Below are 15,633 nucleotides of genomic sequence, written 5' to 3' on the forward strand. Positions count from 1 at the left end.
TTGTTAAAAATAAACTGATTTAATTCCTTTATTTCATACAAATTTTTAAATAATGAAAAAATACTTTAGTGGCGTTTTTATCGCCTTTTTGGTTGGTTTCACTGCAAATGCACAAGGACTTTTAAACAAGTCAGAAACTGTTTTTACGCATCAGGATACATTGCGAGGCAGTATTACAAAAGAAAGAGCTTGGTGGGATTTAAAATACTATCATTTGGATGTGAAAGTAAAGCCATCTGATAAATTTATTTCGGGTACTAACACCGTTCGTTATGCTGTTTTAACAGAAAACAACAGAATGCAGATTGATTTGCAGCAGCCGATGAACATCACTAAAGTAACTCAAAACGGAAAAGAGTTAAAGTTTGAAAGAGATGGAAATGCTTTTTTTATCACTTTAAGCGAAAAACAAAAAGTTGGAGATACTAAAGAGATTGTAATTTCTTATGAAGGGAAACCGAAAGAAGCAGTTAGAGCTCCTTGGGACGGCGGATTTTCTTGGAAAAAGGATAAAAATGGAAAAGATTTTATTGCTACATCTTGTCAAGGTTTAGGCGCGAGCGTTTGGTGGCCATGCAAAGATCATATGTATGATGAAGTTGAAAACATGTTAATCAGCGTGAATGTTCCTGGCGATTTGACAGAAGTTTCTAACGGAAGATTGAAGAGTGTTAAAAAAGAAAAAGACGGCACAAAAACCTTCAATTGGTATGTTTCTAATCCAATCAATAATTATGGTGTAAATATTAATATTGGTGATTATGCAAACTTTACTGAAGTTTTCAAAGGAGAAAAAGGAAACTTAGATTGCAGTTATTATGTTTTAAAGGATAATCTGGCTTTGGCAAAAGAACATTTTAAAGATGCTCCAAAAATGTTGAAAGCTTTTGAAAATTGGTTTGGACCTTATCCTTTTTACGAAGACAGCTATAAATTAGTTGAAGTGCCTTATTTAGGAATGGAACACCAAAGTTCTGTTACTTATGGGAATCAGTATAAACAAGGTTATTTAGGAAAAGATCTTAGTGGAACTGGATGGGGATTAAAATTTGATTTTATCATTATTCATGAATCAGGGCACGAATGGTTTGCTAATAATATTACATACAAAGACATAGCTGATATGTGGATTCATGAGAGTTTCACTAATTATTCTGAAAGCCTTTTTATTGAGTATTATTATGGTAAAGAAGCAGCAGCTGAATATGTGATTGGATGCAGAAATGGTATTGAAAATGATAAACCAATTATTGGTCATTACGATGTAAACAATGAAGGATCTGGCGATATGTACCCAAAAGGAGCGAATATGCTTCATACAATTCGTCAGGTTATTAATGACGATGCTAAATGGAAATCTATTTTAAGAGGTTTAAATAAAACTTTTTATCATCAAACCGTGACTTCAAAACAAATTGAGGATTATATTAACGAGCAATCGGGAATTAATTTCAATAGAGTTTATGCGCAATATTTGACTACAACTAAAATTCCTGTTTTTGAATATATGTTTAAAAACGGAACTTTAGGATACCATTGGACAAATTGTGTTTCGAAATTTGATATGCCGGTAAAAGTTACATTAAACGGAGTTGAAACTTGGCTGAAACCAACAACAGAATGGCAATCAATAAAAACAACAAGTGAGGATAGAAAGCTGGAAGTTGATAAAAACTTCTATGTTACGACTTCTAATATTGTGGAATAAAGTTTAAGAAATTCCAATATAAAAATTCTAAATTCCAAAATTGGAATTTTATTAATACTAAACCCGACAGGTTTTAAAAATCTGTCGGGTTTGTTTTTTGCGTAAAGTTGTCATCCTGAGGAACGAAGGATCACACTAGAAACTATCGAATAGTAATTTTCCAATCTTTGTTGATTTACGAGTGTGATCCTTCGTTCCTCAGGATGACAACAAAAGCGCTAAAAAAGTAAGTTTTTTTAGCGCTTTTGTTATTGGAATTTGGAATTTAGAGAATTGGAGTTTAAAAAACTTATCGATTATTCAATTTCGCTTTTTCTCTAATAATATCCGCAATTTTTCTGTTTTCTATTTTGCTTTCAAGCCATGAAATGATATCTAAGTATAAAAAAGCTCTTTTTTCGTAGGTATTCTTTTCAAGTTCTACAAAACGAGTATGCATTTTTTTAAATTCCTTTTTAATATCAGCAGGGTAGAAGTTGTTTAAGTTTCTAAGGAATTTTATGATCTCTTTTTGAACCTCGTGTAAGTCATTCATTTTCAATAAAAACTTATACGTGCTCTTCAAATGATTTTCTAAATAATAATCTTTTCCAAGCTCATAATGCGCAATCAGCGATAACAATCTCGCGAAACACATTAAATCCTCACGCATTGTCAAGTTTTTATTGTTGATGATTTTATCTAAGTAATTAATGCATTCATTGTATTTTTCGCTACCAAAATAAATAGAAGCAATTTTATAGAAAAACAGCATTTCGTGATGCTCATCCAGATGTTCGCTGTGTAATTTCAGTTTATTTAAAATCTCAGGAATTAAATATTCGCTTTCCGCGAAAGTACCTTCCAAGATATGTAGATTTAACTTGTTATTGTAAACATATAGAAATGATAGTGACGCAATGTTGTCATTTACAGGGAATTTTGGATCAGCAATAGTCTCTTCTAGAAGATTCAGGTATCTTTTGAAATTCGATGTATATTTTAACATATAAAGCGATTCTAAGAAATAATGATTTCCTTTTAAGAAAAATACAGGATTCAGATAGATCATATTTGGATTATCATAAAATAATGTAACCCATTTATAGGCATATTTATAACTTGCTAAAAAGTCCTGAACCAAGAAGCTTCGCCATAAATTGGCATTGTAAAACCAGTATTTTTCTCGGAAACCAAATTTGCTTTCGTCTAACTTTGAAATATGTCTGTTGAAATAATCATCAATATACTTGTATTCGGCATCGCTTTTTACATATCCTGTTTTCAGCATGATTCCATACAACTGAAGTGATAAGTTTGATAATTTACTTGAAATTGTATTTCTGTAGTTTAATTCTTTTGCCTGAATAACCAGTTCGTCTGCGCGGCCTTGGATACTTCGGGTAATATATTGCGATTCGATTAATTTTTCGAATTCTACAATCTCATACGCCATATATTTTTCATCATTTTCAAGGGCTTGCTGTTTTGTTTTGTCTAATATTTTTAAACTCTGCTTATATAATCCTTTATTATAAAGAATAACAGCAAAATCCATTTGCTCTCGAAGCTGATAACGAATGTTTTGGCTAGGAATATTTAACCTTATACTAACCAAGATTTGTTTGTATAAGTATGATTTTAAGTTAGATAGCTGTACTTTTTGAATGACGCCACTTTTTAAAATGAGTTTTTCATCATAAACTTCAGATTTATCGAGAATATTGAATAATTCGATAAATTTTGTGTTTGAACTCGTCTCTAATCGGCTTGCAAAAATTTTAAACTGTCTTTTTTCTGATTTCGAAAGTGATTTGATTAAAACAAATAAGAAATCTTTTTGATGGTTAGCCATTGTAAAAAATAATAATGTAACTTATTGATAATAAATTAGTTAATAAGATATAAAACGTTTTATGAGCAGTATAATTTCATGAAAACGAATTTCGTACTGCGATAGTACAATATATATTTGTTATCAAGATGTGAAATTACATTAAATTAATGAATATGAATAGAGAGAAAGTTCAAATTTTTGACACCACTTTGCGAGATGGTGAACAAGTCCCAGGATGTAAGTTAGATACTAAACAAAAATTAGTTATCGCAGAACGACTTGACAAAATGGGGGTTGACATTATCGAAGCAGGGTTTCCTGTGTCAAGTCCGGGCGATTTTTTATCGGTCTCTGAGATTTGTAAAATTGTAGAAAATGCAACCGTCTGCGGACTAACAAGAGCCGTAAAAAATGACATTGATGTTGCGGCAGCTGCCTTAAAGCACGCTAAGAAACCTAGAATCCATACTGGAATCGGAACCTCAGAATCTCACATACTCCACAAATTACAAACTACGCCTGAAGATATTATTGCAAGAGCGAAATTCGCTGTAGCACATGCAAAATCGTATGTAGAAGATGTTGAATTCTATGCAGAGGATGCAGGAAGAACTGATAATGCATTCTTAGCAAAAGTTTGCGAAGAAGTTATCAAATCTGGAGCAACTGTATTGAATATTCCTGATACTACTGGATATTGTCTTCCAGAAGAATACGGAGCAAAAATTAAATACTTGAAAGAAAACGTAAAAGGAATCGAAAACGTAATCCTTTCATGTCACTGTCATAATGATTTAGGAATGGCAACTGCAAACTCAATCGCAGGTGCTATCAATGGAGCAAGACAAATTGAATGTACAATTAATGGTATTGGTGAAAGAGCTGGAAATACTGCACTTGAAGAAGTAGTAATGATTTTCAAACAACACCCTTACTTAAATTTAGATACAAACATCAATACAAGAGAATTAAACGAAATGAGTCGTTTAGTTTCTGAAAGTATGGGAATGATTGTTCAGCCAAATAAGGCAATCGTAGGAGCAAATGCTTTTGCACACAGTTCTGGAATTCACCAAGATGGTGTAATTAAAAACAGAGCAACTTACGAGATTATGGATCCGCTAGATGTGGGTGTAAATGAATCTTCAATCATTTTAACAGCAAGAAGCGGAAGAGCTGCTTTGGCTTACCGTGCTAAAAAAGTAGGTTACGAATTGACAAAAACACAATTAGATATCGTTTATATCGAATTCTTGAAATTCGCTGACATTAAAAAAGAAGTTGTAGACGCAGATATTCATCAGATTATTGAAGCTTCTAAAATAGAAGGCGAATTAATCAGAAGTTAATATTTCAAAAATAAATTTGGAACAATAAGGATTTAAAGACATAAAGAGCGAGAGATTATGAATTTAAAAATTGCAGTTTTACCAGGAGATGGAATTGGGCCTGAGGTAATTTTACAAGCCAAGAAAGCTTTGTACGCCATTGGCGAAGTGTATAATCATGAATTTGTTTTTGAAGAAGCGCTGATGGGAGCGGTTGCTATCGATAAAACGGGAAATCCTTTACCGGAGCAAACTCTGAATCTTTGTCTTAACACAGATGCAGTTTTGCTTGGTGCGATTGGAGATCCTAAATACGATAACAATCCAAATGCCAAAGTTCGTCCAGAACAAGGATTATTAAAACTGCGAAAAGAATTAGGATTGTTTGCTAATATTCGTCCTATAAAACCTTATAAAGCCTTAATTGAAGCTTCTCCTTTAAAGAGAGAAATTATTGAAGGAGCTGATTTTACCATTTTTAGAGAATTAACAGGTGGTGCTTATTTTGGAGCTAAAACACTAAATGAAGAAGGAACACATGCTTCTGATTTATGTGAATATTCAGAAGAAGAAATCACTAGAATAGCACATTTAGCTTTTAAATCGGCACAAAAAAGACGCAAAAAGCTAACATTGGTTGATAAAGCAAATGTTTTGGAAACTTCTAGATTGTGGAGAAAAGTAGTTCAGAAAGTGAGCGAAGAGTATTCAGATGTAGCTTTAGATTTCTTATTTGTGGATAATGCAGCAATGCAGTTAATCTTAAATCCAAAACAGTTTGATGTGATTTTGACTGAGAACTTATTTGGAGATATTTTATCTGATGAAGCTAGTGTAATTACAGGATCTATTGGTTTATTGCCATCAGTATCTTTAGGAGAGAAAAATGCTTTGTTTGAGCCAATTCACGGATCATATCCACAGGCAAAAGGAAAAAACATTGCTAATCCGATTGCTTCGATTTTAGCGGCTGCGCTTTTGCTGGAGCATTTTGGATTGACTAAAGAAGCTCATGTAGTTTATAAAGCGGTAGAAAAAGCAATTGAATACAAAGTAGTTACAGTTGATTTGAAACCAGATTCAAAATTTGGAACAAACGAAGTAGGAGAGTTCGTTTCTAATTTTATTTTCAGTAAAGATGATTTGCTGTATTTTAATAATGACAATGTAAGTATTGGGCAATCGACAATTGTTTAATCTTTTTTGTTAAAATGTGAAGATAATAACAAGAAGTCTTTGAAATGTTGAGATTTTGTTTTTTTAGTTGCTTAAGTTTATTTACTTTTGTAACACTAAAAAACAAAGGATGCAAATCTCAATTATTATTACTTCTGTCGTTGTTGTCAATGTGATTCACACATCTGCATCGGGAATGTTATAAATATAATTGAAAGACTATATTACAAACCTTCCAAATACTTGGAAGGTTTTTTTTTGAACAAAAAATTAAAAAATAAATAAGCAATAATGGAATTAAATAAGTACAGCAAGACCATCACACAAGATCAAACACAGCCTGCGGCGCAAGCGATGTTGTACGGAATTGGTTTAACTGAGGAAGATTTAAAAAAAGCACAAGTTGGTATTGTGAGCATGGGTTACGATGGTAACACTTGCAACATGCACCTGAATGATTTAGCACAAGATGTTAAAAAAGGTGTCTGGAATGCGGATCTTGTCGGACTTATTTTTAATACCATTGGTGTCAGTGACGGTATTTCTAACGGAACTGAAGGTATGCGTTACTCACTGGTTTCTAGAGACGTAATTGCAGATTCTATCGAAACTGTTGCGGGAGCGCAATGGTATGATAGTATTATTGCAATTCCTGGTTGCGATAAAAATATGCCAGGAGCATTAATCGCAATGGGAAGATTGAACCGTCCGTCAATGATGATTTACGGTGGTTCTATTCACTCTGGAAAATGGAAAGGTGAATCTTTAAACATCGTTTCTGCTTTTGAAGCTTTAGGAAAAAAAGTAAAAGGCGAAATTACTCCAGAAGATTTTAAAGGAGTTATTCAAAATGCTTGTCCGGGAGCTGGTGCTTGCGGTGGTATGTACACTGCAAATACTATGTCTTCTGCTATTGAAGCATTAGGAATGAGCTTGCCTTATAGTTCTTCTAATCCTGCTTTAAGCCAAGAAAAAAGAGACGAATGTCTTGAAGCTGGAAAAGCAATCAAAATATTATTAGAAAAAGATATTAAGCCAAGAGACATTATGACTCGTAAGGCTTTTGAAAACGCTATTACAATCGTAGCGGTTTTAGGTGGTTCTACAAATGCGGTTATGCACTTAATTGCAATGGCGCATTCAGTTGGAATTACAATCACTTTAGATGATTTCCAGGCGATTAACGATAGAACACCAGTATTGGCAGATATGAAACCAAGTGGTAAGTATATGATGGAAGACATTCACGAAGTTGGAGGTATTCCAGCAGTTATGAAATACTTACTGAAAGTAGGACTTATTCACGGAGATTGTTTGACTGTAACAGGAAAAACAGTTGCTGAAAATTTAGCTTCAACTCCAGATTTACAAGACGGACAAGAAGTAATTCATGAAATTCAAAAAGCATTAAAACCAACAGGAAATATTCAGGTATTATACGGAAATCTTGCTTCTGAAGGTGCTGTGGCAAAAATCAGCGGAAAAGAAGGAGAATATTTCGAAGGACCAGCTGTTGTATTTGAAGGTGAATTTGAAGTAATTCCAGGTCTTCAAGCCGGAAAGATTAAACCAGGTAATGTAGTCGTCATCAGGGGTTGTGGGCCAAAAGGTGGTCCGGGAATGCCTGAAATGCTGAAGCCTACATCTGCTATTATTGGCGCTGGATTAGGAAGCAGTTGTGCACTAATCACAGACGGTAGATTCTCGGGCGGTTCGCACGGTTTCGTGGTAGGTCACGTTACACCAGAAGCATATGATGGTGGTGGTATTGCGCTAGTAAAAGATGGGGATTTAATCGCTATTGACGCTGTGAAAAATACAATCGACCTGAAGATATCTGACGAAGAATTTGCAGCTAGAAAAGCGGCTTGGGTTCAGCCGAAATTAAAAGTTGACAGAGGGGTTTTACTTAAATACGCTAGATCGGTTTCTAGTGCATCAACAGGATGTGTAACCGATAATTAATTAAAAAAAATAACAAAATCAAAAAGCAAACTTCAACATCAATAAAAATTTAAAATTGAAGTTTGACTTTTGAAAAACAATATACTATGAAAATATCAGGGGCAGAAGCCGTTATAAGATGTTTATTAGCAGAAGGAGTAGATTTAATTTATGGTTACCCAGGTGGAGCTATAATGCCAGTTTACGACGAATTATATAAATTTCAAGATCAGTTACACCACGTTTTAGTACGTCACGAACAAGGTGCAACGCATGCAGCTCAAGGTTATGCAAGAGCTACAGGAAAAGTAGGGGTAGCAATTGCTACTTCTGGACCAGGAGCTACAAATTTAGTAACTGGTATTGCAGATGCTCAAATCGACTCAACTCCATTAGTATGTATTACTGGGCAAGTTGGAAGACATTTATTAGGATCTGATGCATTTCAGGAAACAGATATTATCGGAATTTCAACTCCGGTTACAAAATGGAATTTTCAGGTAACTGAAGCTTCTCAAATTCCTGAAATTATTGCAAAAGCATTTTATATTGCTCGTTCTGGACGTCCAGGGCCTGTATTGGTTGATATTACTAAAAACGCTCAGTTTGATGAGTTCGAATTTAGCTATGAAAAATGCACAGGAATAAGAAGTTATGTTCCAGTTCCAAAATTAAATTTAGATAAAGTTGCTGAAGCTGCAGCTTTAATCAATAGTGCCAAAAAACCTTTTATTGTTTTTGGACAAGGAGTTATTCTTGGTCAGGCAGAAGCTGAGTTTAAAGCAGTGGTTGAAAAAGCTGGAATTCCAGCAGCTTGGACAATTTTAGGATTATCAGCTTTACCAACAGATCATCCTTTAAATGTTGGTATGTTAGGAATGCACGGAAACTATGCGCCAAATTTACTAACAAACGAATGCGATGTTTTAATTGCTTTCGGAATGCGTTTTGACGATCGTGTTACAGGTAAATTAAGCACTTATGCAAAACAGGCAAAAGTAGTTCACTTCGAAATTGATCCTGCAGAGGTTGATAAAAACGTTAAAACAGAAATTGCTGTTTTAGGAGATGTGAAAGAATCTTTAGCTGCTTTATTACCATTATTAGATGCAAAATCTCATGATGCTTGGCATAATGAATTTAAAGAGTTAAGTAAAATTGAATACGATTCAGTAATAAAAGAAGAATTAAATCCAACAAACGGTAAAGGAATTTCGATGGGAGAAACTATCGAAATGATCAACAAACATTCAAAAGGAGATGCAATCATTGTTTCAGATGTGGGTCAGCACCAAATGTTTGCTTGCCGTTATGCTAAATTCAATTCGACTAAAAGTAACATTACTTCAGGAGGTTTAGGTACTATGGGATTCGCATTGCCTGCTGCAATTGGAGCAAAAATGGGAAAACCAGAGCGTGAAGTAGTAGCGATTATTGGTGATGGAGGCTTCCAAATGACAATTCAGGAACTTGGAACTATTTTCCAAACTCAGGTTCCAGTGAAGATTGTCATTTTAAACAACGAATTCTTAGGAATGGTTCGCCAATGGCAAGAATTATTCTTTGATAACAGATATGCTTCAACAAAAATGATTAATCCAAATTTCATTGCAATTGCTGAAGGATATTATATCAAATCTAAAAAAGTTACACAACGTGAAGATTTAGATGCAGCGGTCGCTGAGATGCTAGCATCAAAAGATTCATACTTCTTAGAAGTTGTAGTCGAAAAAGAAAACAACGTTTTCCCAATGATTCCAACAGGAGCTTGTGTATCAGAAATTAGATTAAGTTAAGAAAAAAGTTTCATGTTTCAAGTTTCATGTTCCAAGTTAAGCAAGACTTGAAACCTGAAACTTGAAACAAATAAAACTAAAAAACAACATGGAAGATAAAACATTTACCATATCGGTATACTCAGAAAATAACGTGGGTTTATTAAATAGAATATCAGGGATATTCTTAAAGCGTCACATTAATATATTAAGTCTAAATGTTTCAGAATCAGAAATAGAGAATGTTTCAAGATTTATCATCGTAGTAAATACGACAGAAAAATGGGTTCAGAATATTGTAGGCCAGATTGAAAAACAAATTGAAGTAATAAAAGCATTTTATCATACAGATGAAGAAACGATTTTCTTAGAAAATGCTTTATTCAAAATCGCTTCAAGTTTGTTGTTTGATGAGAAACAGATTCAGAATATTATCAAAGAAAGCCAGTCTACGATTGTAACGGTTTCTCGTGATTTCTTCGTGATTTCAAAATCAGGAAGACGTTCTGAAATTGAAGAATTGTACCAAAAGTTCAAACCATACGGAATTATGCAGTTTGTACGTTCTGGAAGAATATCAGTTTCTAAACAAAAAATGGAGATTTCTGCATTATTAGAAACCTTTAAATAATAAATCTTAGTTATATAAAATCAATATTAAAATTTCATTTCATTAAATATTAAAACAAAAATGGCAAATTATTTCAATACATTACCACTTAGATTACAATTAGAACAATTAGGAGTTTGCGAATTTATGGAGCAATCAGAATTTGCAGACGGAATTGCAGCATTAGCTGGAAAAAAAGTTGTAATTGTTGGTTGTGGAGCACAAGGTTTGAATCAAGGTTTAAACATGAGAGATTCTGGTTTAGACATTTCTTATGCATTGCGTGCAGATGCAATTGCAGAAAAAAGAGCTTCTTATAAAAACGCAACTGAAAATGGTTTCAAAGTAGGAACTTACGAAGAATTGATTCCAACTGCAGATTTAGTTTGTAACCTTACACCAGACAAACAACATACAGCTGTGGTAACTGCTATTATGCCATTAATGAAACAAGGTTCTACTTTGTCTTATTCTCACGGATTCAACATCGTAGAAGAAGGAATGCAGATTCGTAAAGACATCACTGTTATTATGTGTGCTCCTAAATGTCCAGGTTCTGAGGTACGTGAAGAGTACAAAAGAGGATTTGGAGTTCCAACTCTTATCGCTGTTCACCCAGAAAACGATCCAAACGGATTTGGTTTAGATCAGGCAAAAGCATACGCTGTAGCAACTGGAGGACACAGAGCAGGAGTTTTAAGATCATCTTTCGTAGCTGAAGTAAAATCAGATTTAATGGGTGAGCAAACTATTCTTTGTGGTTTACTTCAAACAGGATCTATTTTATGTTTTGATAAAATGGTTGAAAAAGGAATCGATGCTGCTTACGCTTCTAAATTAATCCAATACGGATGGGAAACTATCACTGAGGCTTTAAAACACGGTGGTATTACAAATATGATGGATCGTTTAAACAATCCTTCAAAAATTGAAGCTTACGAATTAGCTGAAGAATTAAAAGATATCATGCGTCCATTATTCCAAAAACACCAAGACGATATCATTTCTGGAGAATTCTCTAGAACTATGATGATCGACTGGGCTAATGACGATGTTAACTTATTGAAATGGAGAGCTGCAACAGGAGAAACTAACTTCGAAAAAACAGCTCCGCAAGAAGCTCCAATCTCTGAGCAAGAATATTTTGATAATGGAGTGTTAATGATTGCAATGGTAAAAGCTGGTGTTGAATTAGCTTTCGAAACAATGACTGAAGCTGGAATCATTGAAGAATCAGCTTACTATGAGTCATTACACGAATTACCATTAATTGCAAACACAATTGCAAGAAAGAAATTGTTCGAAATGAACCGTGTAATTTCTGATACTGCTGAGTACGGATGTTACTTATTTGACCATGCTTGCAAGCCATTATTGACTGAGTTCATGAAAAAAGTTGAAACTAATATTATTGGTAAACCATTTTCAACTTCAAACGGAGTAGATAATGCGGTACTAATTGCTGTAAACAAAGAAATTCGTCAACATCCTATTGAAGAAGTAGGAGCTTGGTTGAGAGAGTCTATGACAGCAATGAAAAAAATTGGATAATTAAAAAATTGGGAATTCCCGCAGAATTCGATTTTGCGGGATTTGCACTGTATCAATGATTTGTAATATTTTGAATTAGTAAGCACTTATTAAGATAATAGATATAGATGCATATTGCATTCACTTAACTTCCAGTGAGAGTAAGTTAAGTGAGGCTAATCCCTAAAATTGGGGTATATTTTTACTTAAAAAAATATACTTGTTGAAATTTCTATGTTAATTAATAATGATGCTGCTATTTTCAAAATAGAGGAAAACTCGCAGTGCAGTTGACAAAATTAATTGTTATTGAAATTTGTTAAATTAAAAAAGGCATAATATCTATTTATTATGCCTTTTTTGCCCTTTCTAAATTGCTTTAAAATTTAAATTTTTAAAACAAACACAAATAATTATCATATTTTATTAAATAAATGTTTTTATTTGGTAAAATTTATGAATTAAATTATTTCACGAATACGTTCAGATTTAATACATTTATAAAAAAATTCAACAAACGATGAGCTATTACAAAATTGAAAATTTAGAACAATATTTTAAACATTATAATAAGTCAATAAGAGAGCCAAGAAAATTTTGGGGAAAAATAGCTGAAGAAAATTTTACATGGTACCAACAATGGGAAAAAGTAGTTGATTTTAATATGGCTGAAGCTGAAGTAAAATGGTTTACAGACGCTAAAGTTAACATTACCAAAAATTGTATTGATAGACATTTAAGCAAAAGAGGAGATAAAACGGCAATTATTTTTGAACCGAATGATCCTTCTGAAGAAGCTTTACATATTTCGTATAATGAATTGTACGAGAGAGTTTCAAAAATGGCAAACGTTCTTCGCGAGCAAGGTGTTCGTAAAGGAGATAGAGTTTGTATTTACTTACCAATGATTCCAGAATTAGCAGTTTCTGTTTTAGCTTGTGCTAGAATTGGAGCGATTCACTCTGTTGTTTTTGCTGGATTTTCTGCTTCTGCAGTTTCTGCGAGAATCAACGATTGCGAATGTAAAATGGTAATTACATCTGATGGAGGTTATAGAGGAAATAAAACTATTGATTTAAAAGGAATTGTAGATGAAGCTCTAGATACTTGCCCTTCTGTAACAAAAGTTTTAGTTGCAAAAAGAACTAATACAGATGTTAAAATGAAAGAAGGCCGTGATATTTGGTTACAGCCATTATTAGATGCAGCTTTAGATAATAGCGTTGCTGAAATTATGGATGCCGAAGATCCTTTATTTATTTTATATACTTCAGGATCAACAGGAAAACCAAAAGGAATGGTTCACACTACGGCAGGTTACATGGTTTATACTGCTTATACTTTTAAAAATGTTTTCAATTATGAAGACAATGATATTTTTTGGTGTACGGCAGATATCGGTTGGATCACAGGTCACTCTTATATTTTATACGGACCATTATTGAATGGAGCTACAACTGTAATTTTTGAAGGAGTTCCTTCTTATCCAGATTTTAGCCGTTTTTGGGATATTATCGAAAAGCATAAAATTACACAATTCTATACTGCGCCAACTGCAATCCGTTCGTTAGCAAAAGAAAGTTTAGATTATATTCAAAAATATCCTCTTAAATCACTTAAAGTTATTGGATCTGTTGGAGAACCAATTAACGAAGAAGCTTGGCACTGGTTCAATGACCACGTGGGCGATAAGAGATGTCCGGTTGTAGATACTTGGTGGCAAACTGAAACTGGTGGAATCATGATTTCTCCAATTGCTTTTGTTACGCCAACAAAACCAACTTATGCAACATTGCCTTTACCGGGAATTCAGCCAGTTTTAATGGATGAAAAACGTAATGAAATTGAAGGTAATCAAGTAGTTGGAAGTTTATGTATTAAATTCCCATGGCCTGGAATTGCTAGAACAATCTGGGGTAATCACGATCGTTACAAAGAAACTTATTTCTCTGCTTTCCCTGGAAAATATTTTACAGGTGACGGAGCTTTAAGAGACGAAGTTGGATACTACAGAATTACAGGTAGAGTTGATGATGTTGTAATTGTTTCTGGACATAATTTAGGAACAGCACCAATTGAAGACGCTATCAACGAGCACCCAGCTGTAGCAGAATCTGCAATTGTTGGATTCCCACATGATATTAAAGGAAATGCATTATATGGTTTTGTTATTCTGAAAGAAACTGGTGAAGTTAGAAATAAAGAGAACTTAACTAAAGAGATCAATCAATATATTGCAGATCACATTGGACCAATCGCTAAATTAGATAAAATTCAATTCGTTTCTGGTTTGCCAAAAACTCGTTCAGGAAAAATTATGCGTAGAATTTTACGTAAAATTGCAGAAGGAGATTTCTCTAATTTTGGAGATACGTCAACTTTATTAAATCCAGAAGTTGTAGAGCAAATTATGAAAGATAGAATTGCTTAATTTAAAACATAAATAGAAAATGCCTCTTAATAAAAGAGGCATTTTTTTTATATAATACTGATTGGAATTATTGCACAATTTTTGATTTTTCATCGTTCACAAAAACAAGAGGCTGCATATTGCTTAAATTAATAAGCGACAGAATTCCATTTTTGTTTTCATTAATTCCATTTATCTTAAAGCAAAACTCATTACCGTCCTTGTCACGTAGAGTTACAAATTCAGCAGTATCATCTGAGTAATTTTGACAGCTGTGTGAGACCGTATATTTATACATTACTTTCATTTGGTTATTGTTGTAATTGTAAACTTTCCCGTCTTGGGTAAAAACCCATTTTGTACTTCGGTTTGTATTAGAATACCAGTTTCCTAGAATACGCTTAGACGAAGGATCTTGATTTTGTGCAAAAATTGCTGAAACAAAAAATAGCAATGACAGAACAAATAATAGCTTTTTCATAGAATTCAAGTTTTAGAAAGGATTTATTTTTATTTTAAAGATATAATTTATTGTAAAATTATGAGCAAATCTATTCACTCAAAAAAGATAATAATAGCCTCTAAAAGACAAAATAATAATAGAATAGGACAGACCATTCTAAAAAAATCAAATTTGTAAATATTTTTGTTTTTTTAAGAATAGAAAAGCCTCTTAAAAATTTAAGAGGCTTTTCTATATACGGGATTGGAATTTAAAAACTTTGAAATTTTAAAAATTTACTTGATTCCCAATCTAGATTTTAATTTTAAAAATAAAAGTCCGATTTTGTATGCATCTTCAGAAGAAGAGTTTCGATCACTTTTCGGAATTTTATAAATTTCGCACAAATCATCTAGAGAAAACTGCTTGTCATTTATATCTGTAAGTTTTCTATACATTACATCAACATCTAAAGCTTCATTTTTTAATCGGCCACAATCTAAGCGCTCCAAAGCTGCATTTAGCATTTCAATATCAAAATTGATGTGATGCCCAACTAAAATTGAGTTTCCAATAAAATTAACAAAAGCCTCAAGTGCATCAGGTTCAGGCATTTTCATCATTTTACTTTCAATGATAAATTCATTTGAAAGTCCGTTGTCTTGAAGGTATTTATATTGTAGCAAAACGGTTTCAAAATTTTCCTTTATTACAATACTGTCATCAATTACAGAAAATGCACCCAAAGACAATATAACATCCTTATCTGGATTAAGCCCAGAAGTTTCTGCTGATAAAACAACAAACTTATTAGGTTTAGTTTCGAATTTAGTTAAATAGTCTTTCCAGAAATCTGGATAGTCTTTATTGATATTTTTTAGCCAGTCTAGCATA

11 protein-coding genes are annotated in these 15,633 nt (G+C 33.1%); 8 read left to right on the forward strand and 3 right to left on the reverse strand.

Going from position 1 to position 15,633, the window contains the following annotated elements; genetic code table 11:
• Positions 1 to 52 precede the first annotated feature (52 nt).
• Positions 53 to 1,708 (forward strand): M1 family metallopeptidase, encoded by a 1,656-nt coding sequence (locus tag DM444_RS23250; protein WP_111291067.1) that lies wholly within the window; start codon positions 53 to 55, stop codon positions 1,706 to 1,708.
• A gap of 289 nt (positions 1,709 to 1,997) precedes the next feature.
• On the opposite strand, the gene DM444_RS23255 is transcribed toward DM444_RS23250, so the two are convergent.
• Positions 1,998 to 3,542, reverse strand: a complete 1,545-nt coding sequence (locus tag DM444_RS23255; protein ID WP_111291069.1) for a hypothetical protein — start codon at positions 3,540 to 3,542, stop codon at positions 1,998 to 2,000.
• Positions 3,543 to 3,697: 155 nt separating this feature from the next.
• Here DM444_RS23255 and DM444_RS23260 point away from each other — a divergent pair, with 155 nt between their 5' ends.
• The 7 genes from DM444_RS23260 (at position 3,698) to acs (ending at position 14,318) form a co-directional block, all read left to right on the forward strand.
• Positions 3,698 to 4,873, forward strand: a complete 1,176-nt coding sequence (locus DM444_RS23260; protein WP_095929340.1) for a 2-isopropylmalate synthase — start codon at positions 3,698 to 3,700, stop codon at positions 4,871 to 4,873.
• Positions 4,874 to 4,930: 57 nt separating this feature from the next.
• Entirely contained in the window at positions 4,931 to 6,049 is a 1,119-nt protein-coding gene (leuB, locus tag DM444_RS23265) for a 3-isopropylmalate dehydrogenase (protein ID WP_111291071.1), read from the forward strand.
• 270 nt (positions 6,050 to 6,319) lie between these two features.
• Positions 6,320 to 7,993 carry a dihydroxy-acid dehydratase gene (ilvD, locus tag DM444_RS23270; RefSeq protein WP_111291073.1) on the forward strand — a complete coding sequence of 558 codons (1,674 nt, stop codon included), beginning with the start codon at positions 6,320 to 6,322 and terminating at the stop codon, positions 7,991 to 7,993.
• Between the two features lie 86 nt (positions 7,994 to 8,079).
• Positions 8,080 to 9,768: a biosynthetic-type acetolactate synthase large subunit gene (gene ilvB / locus DM444_RS23275; RefSeq protein ID WP_111291075.1), complete on the forward strand. Its 1,689-nt coding sequence runs from the start codon at positions 8,080 to 8,082 to the stop codon at positions 9,766 to 9,768.
• 88 nt (positions 9,769 to 9,856) lie between these two features.
• Positions 9,857 to 10,378, forward strand: a complete 522-nt coding sequence (gene ilvN / locus DM444_RS23280; protein ID WP_111291077.1) for an acetolactate synthase small subunit — start codon at positions 9,857 to 9,859, stop codon at positions 10,376 to 10,378.
• Between the two features lie 60 nt (positions 10,379 to 10,438).
• Positions 10,439 to 11,908, forward strand: coding sequence for a ketol-acid reductoisomerase (gene ilvC, locus DM444_RS23285; RefSeq protein ID WP_111291079.1), 1,470 nt, complete (start codon positions 10,439 to 10,441; stop codon positions 11,906 to 11,908).
• A 499-nt stretch (positions 11,909 to 12,407) separates the two neighbouring features.
• A complete protein-coding gene (gene acs / locus DM444_RS23290) occupies positions 12,408 to 14,318 on the forward strand; it encodes an acetate--CoA ligase (protein ID WP_111291081.1) in 1,911 nt (636 codons plus the stop codon).
• Positions 14,319 to 14,385: 67 nt separating this feature from the next.
• Here acs and DM444_RS23295 read toward each other — a convergent pair whose 3' ends face one another.
• Complete coding sequence (locus DM444_RS23295; protein WP_111291083.1) at positions 14,386 to 14,778, reverse strand: hypothetical protein; 393 nt, start codon at positions 14,776 to 14,778, stop codon at positions 14,386 to 14,388.
• Between the two features lie 257 nt (positions 14,779 to 15,035).
• On the reverse strand, positions 15,036 to 15,632 hold the full coding sequence (locus tag DM444_RS23300) for a 3'-5' exonuclease (protein WP_111291085.1): 597 nt from the start codon (positions 15,630 to 15,632) through the stop codon (positions 15,036 to 15,038).
• Position 15,633: the final 1 nt, after the last annotated feature.

Origin of the sequence: Flavobacterium ginsenosidimutans (genome assembly GCF_003254625.1) — a bacterium.
GTDB lineage: Bacteria > Bacteroidota > Bacteroidia > Flavobacteriales > Flavobacteriaceae > Flavobacterium > Flavobacterium ginsenosidimutans.

Excerpts from the sequence above, each read along its gene's own strand:
- DM444_RS23250 (WP_111291067.1), top strand. The coding sequence starts at position 53 with ATGAAAAAATACTTTAGTGGCGTTTTTATCGCCTTTTTGGTTGGTTTC.
- DM444_RS23255 (WP_111291069.1), bottom strand. The coding sequence starts at position 3,542 with ATGGCTAACCATCAAAAAGATTTCTTATTTGTTTTAATCAAATCACTT.
- DM444_RS23260 (WP_095929340.1), top strand. The coding sequence starts at position 3,698 with ATGAATAGAGAGAAAGTTCAAATTTTTGACACCACTTTGCGAGATGGT.
- leuB (WP_111291071.1), top strand. The coding sequence starts at position 4,931 with ATGAATTTAAAAATTGCAGTTTTACCAGGAGATGGAATTGGGCCTGAG.
- ilvD (WP_111291073.1), top strand. The coding sequence starts at position 6,320 with ATGGAATTAAATAAGTACAGCAAGACCATCACACAAGATCAAACACAG.
- ilvB (WP_111291075.1), top strand. The coding sequence starts at position 8,080 with ATGAAAATATCAGGGGCAGAAGCCGTTATAAGATGTTTATTAGCAGAA.
- ilvN (WP_111291077.1), top strand. The coding sequence starts at position 9,857 with ATGGAAGATAAAACATTTACCATATCGGTATACTCAGAAAATAACGTG.
- ilvC (WP_111291079.1), top strand. The coding sequence starts at position 10,439 with ATGGCAAATTATTTCAATACATTACCACTTAGATTACAATTAGAACAA.
- acs (WP_111291081.1), top strand. The coding sequence starts at position 12,408 with ATGAGCTATTACAAAATTGAAAATTTAGAACAATATTTTAAACATTAT.
- DM444_RS23295 (WP_111291083.1), bottom strand. The coding sequence starts at position 14,778 with ATGAAAAAGCTATTATTTGTTCTGTCATTGCTATTTTTTGTTTCAGCA.
- DM444_RS23300 (WP_111291085.1), bottom strand. The coding sequence starts at position 15,632 with ATGCTAGACTGGCTAAAAAATATCAATAAAGACTATCCAGATTTCTGG.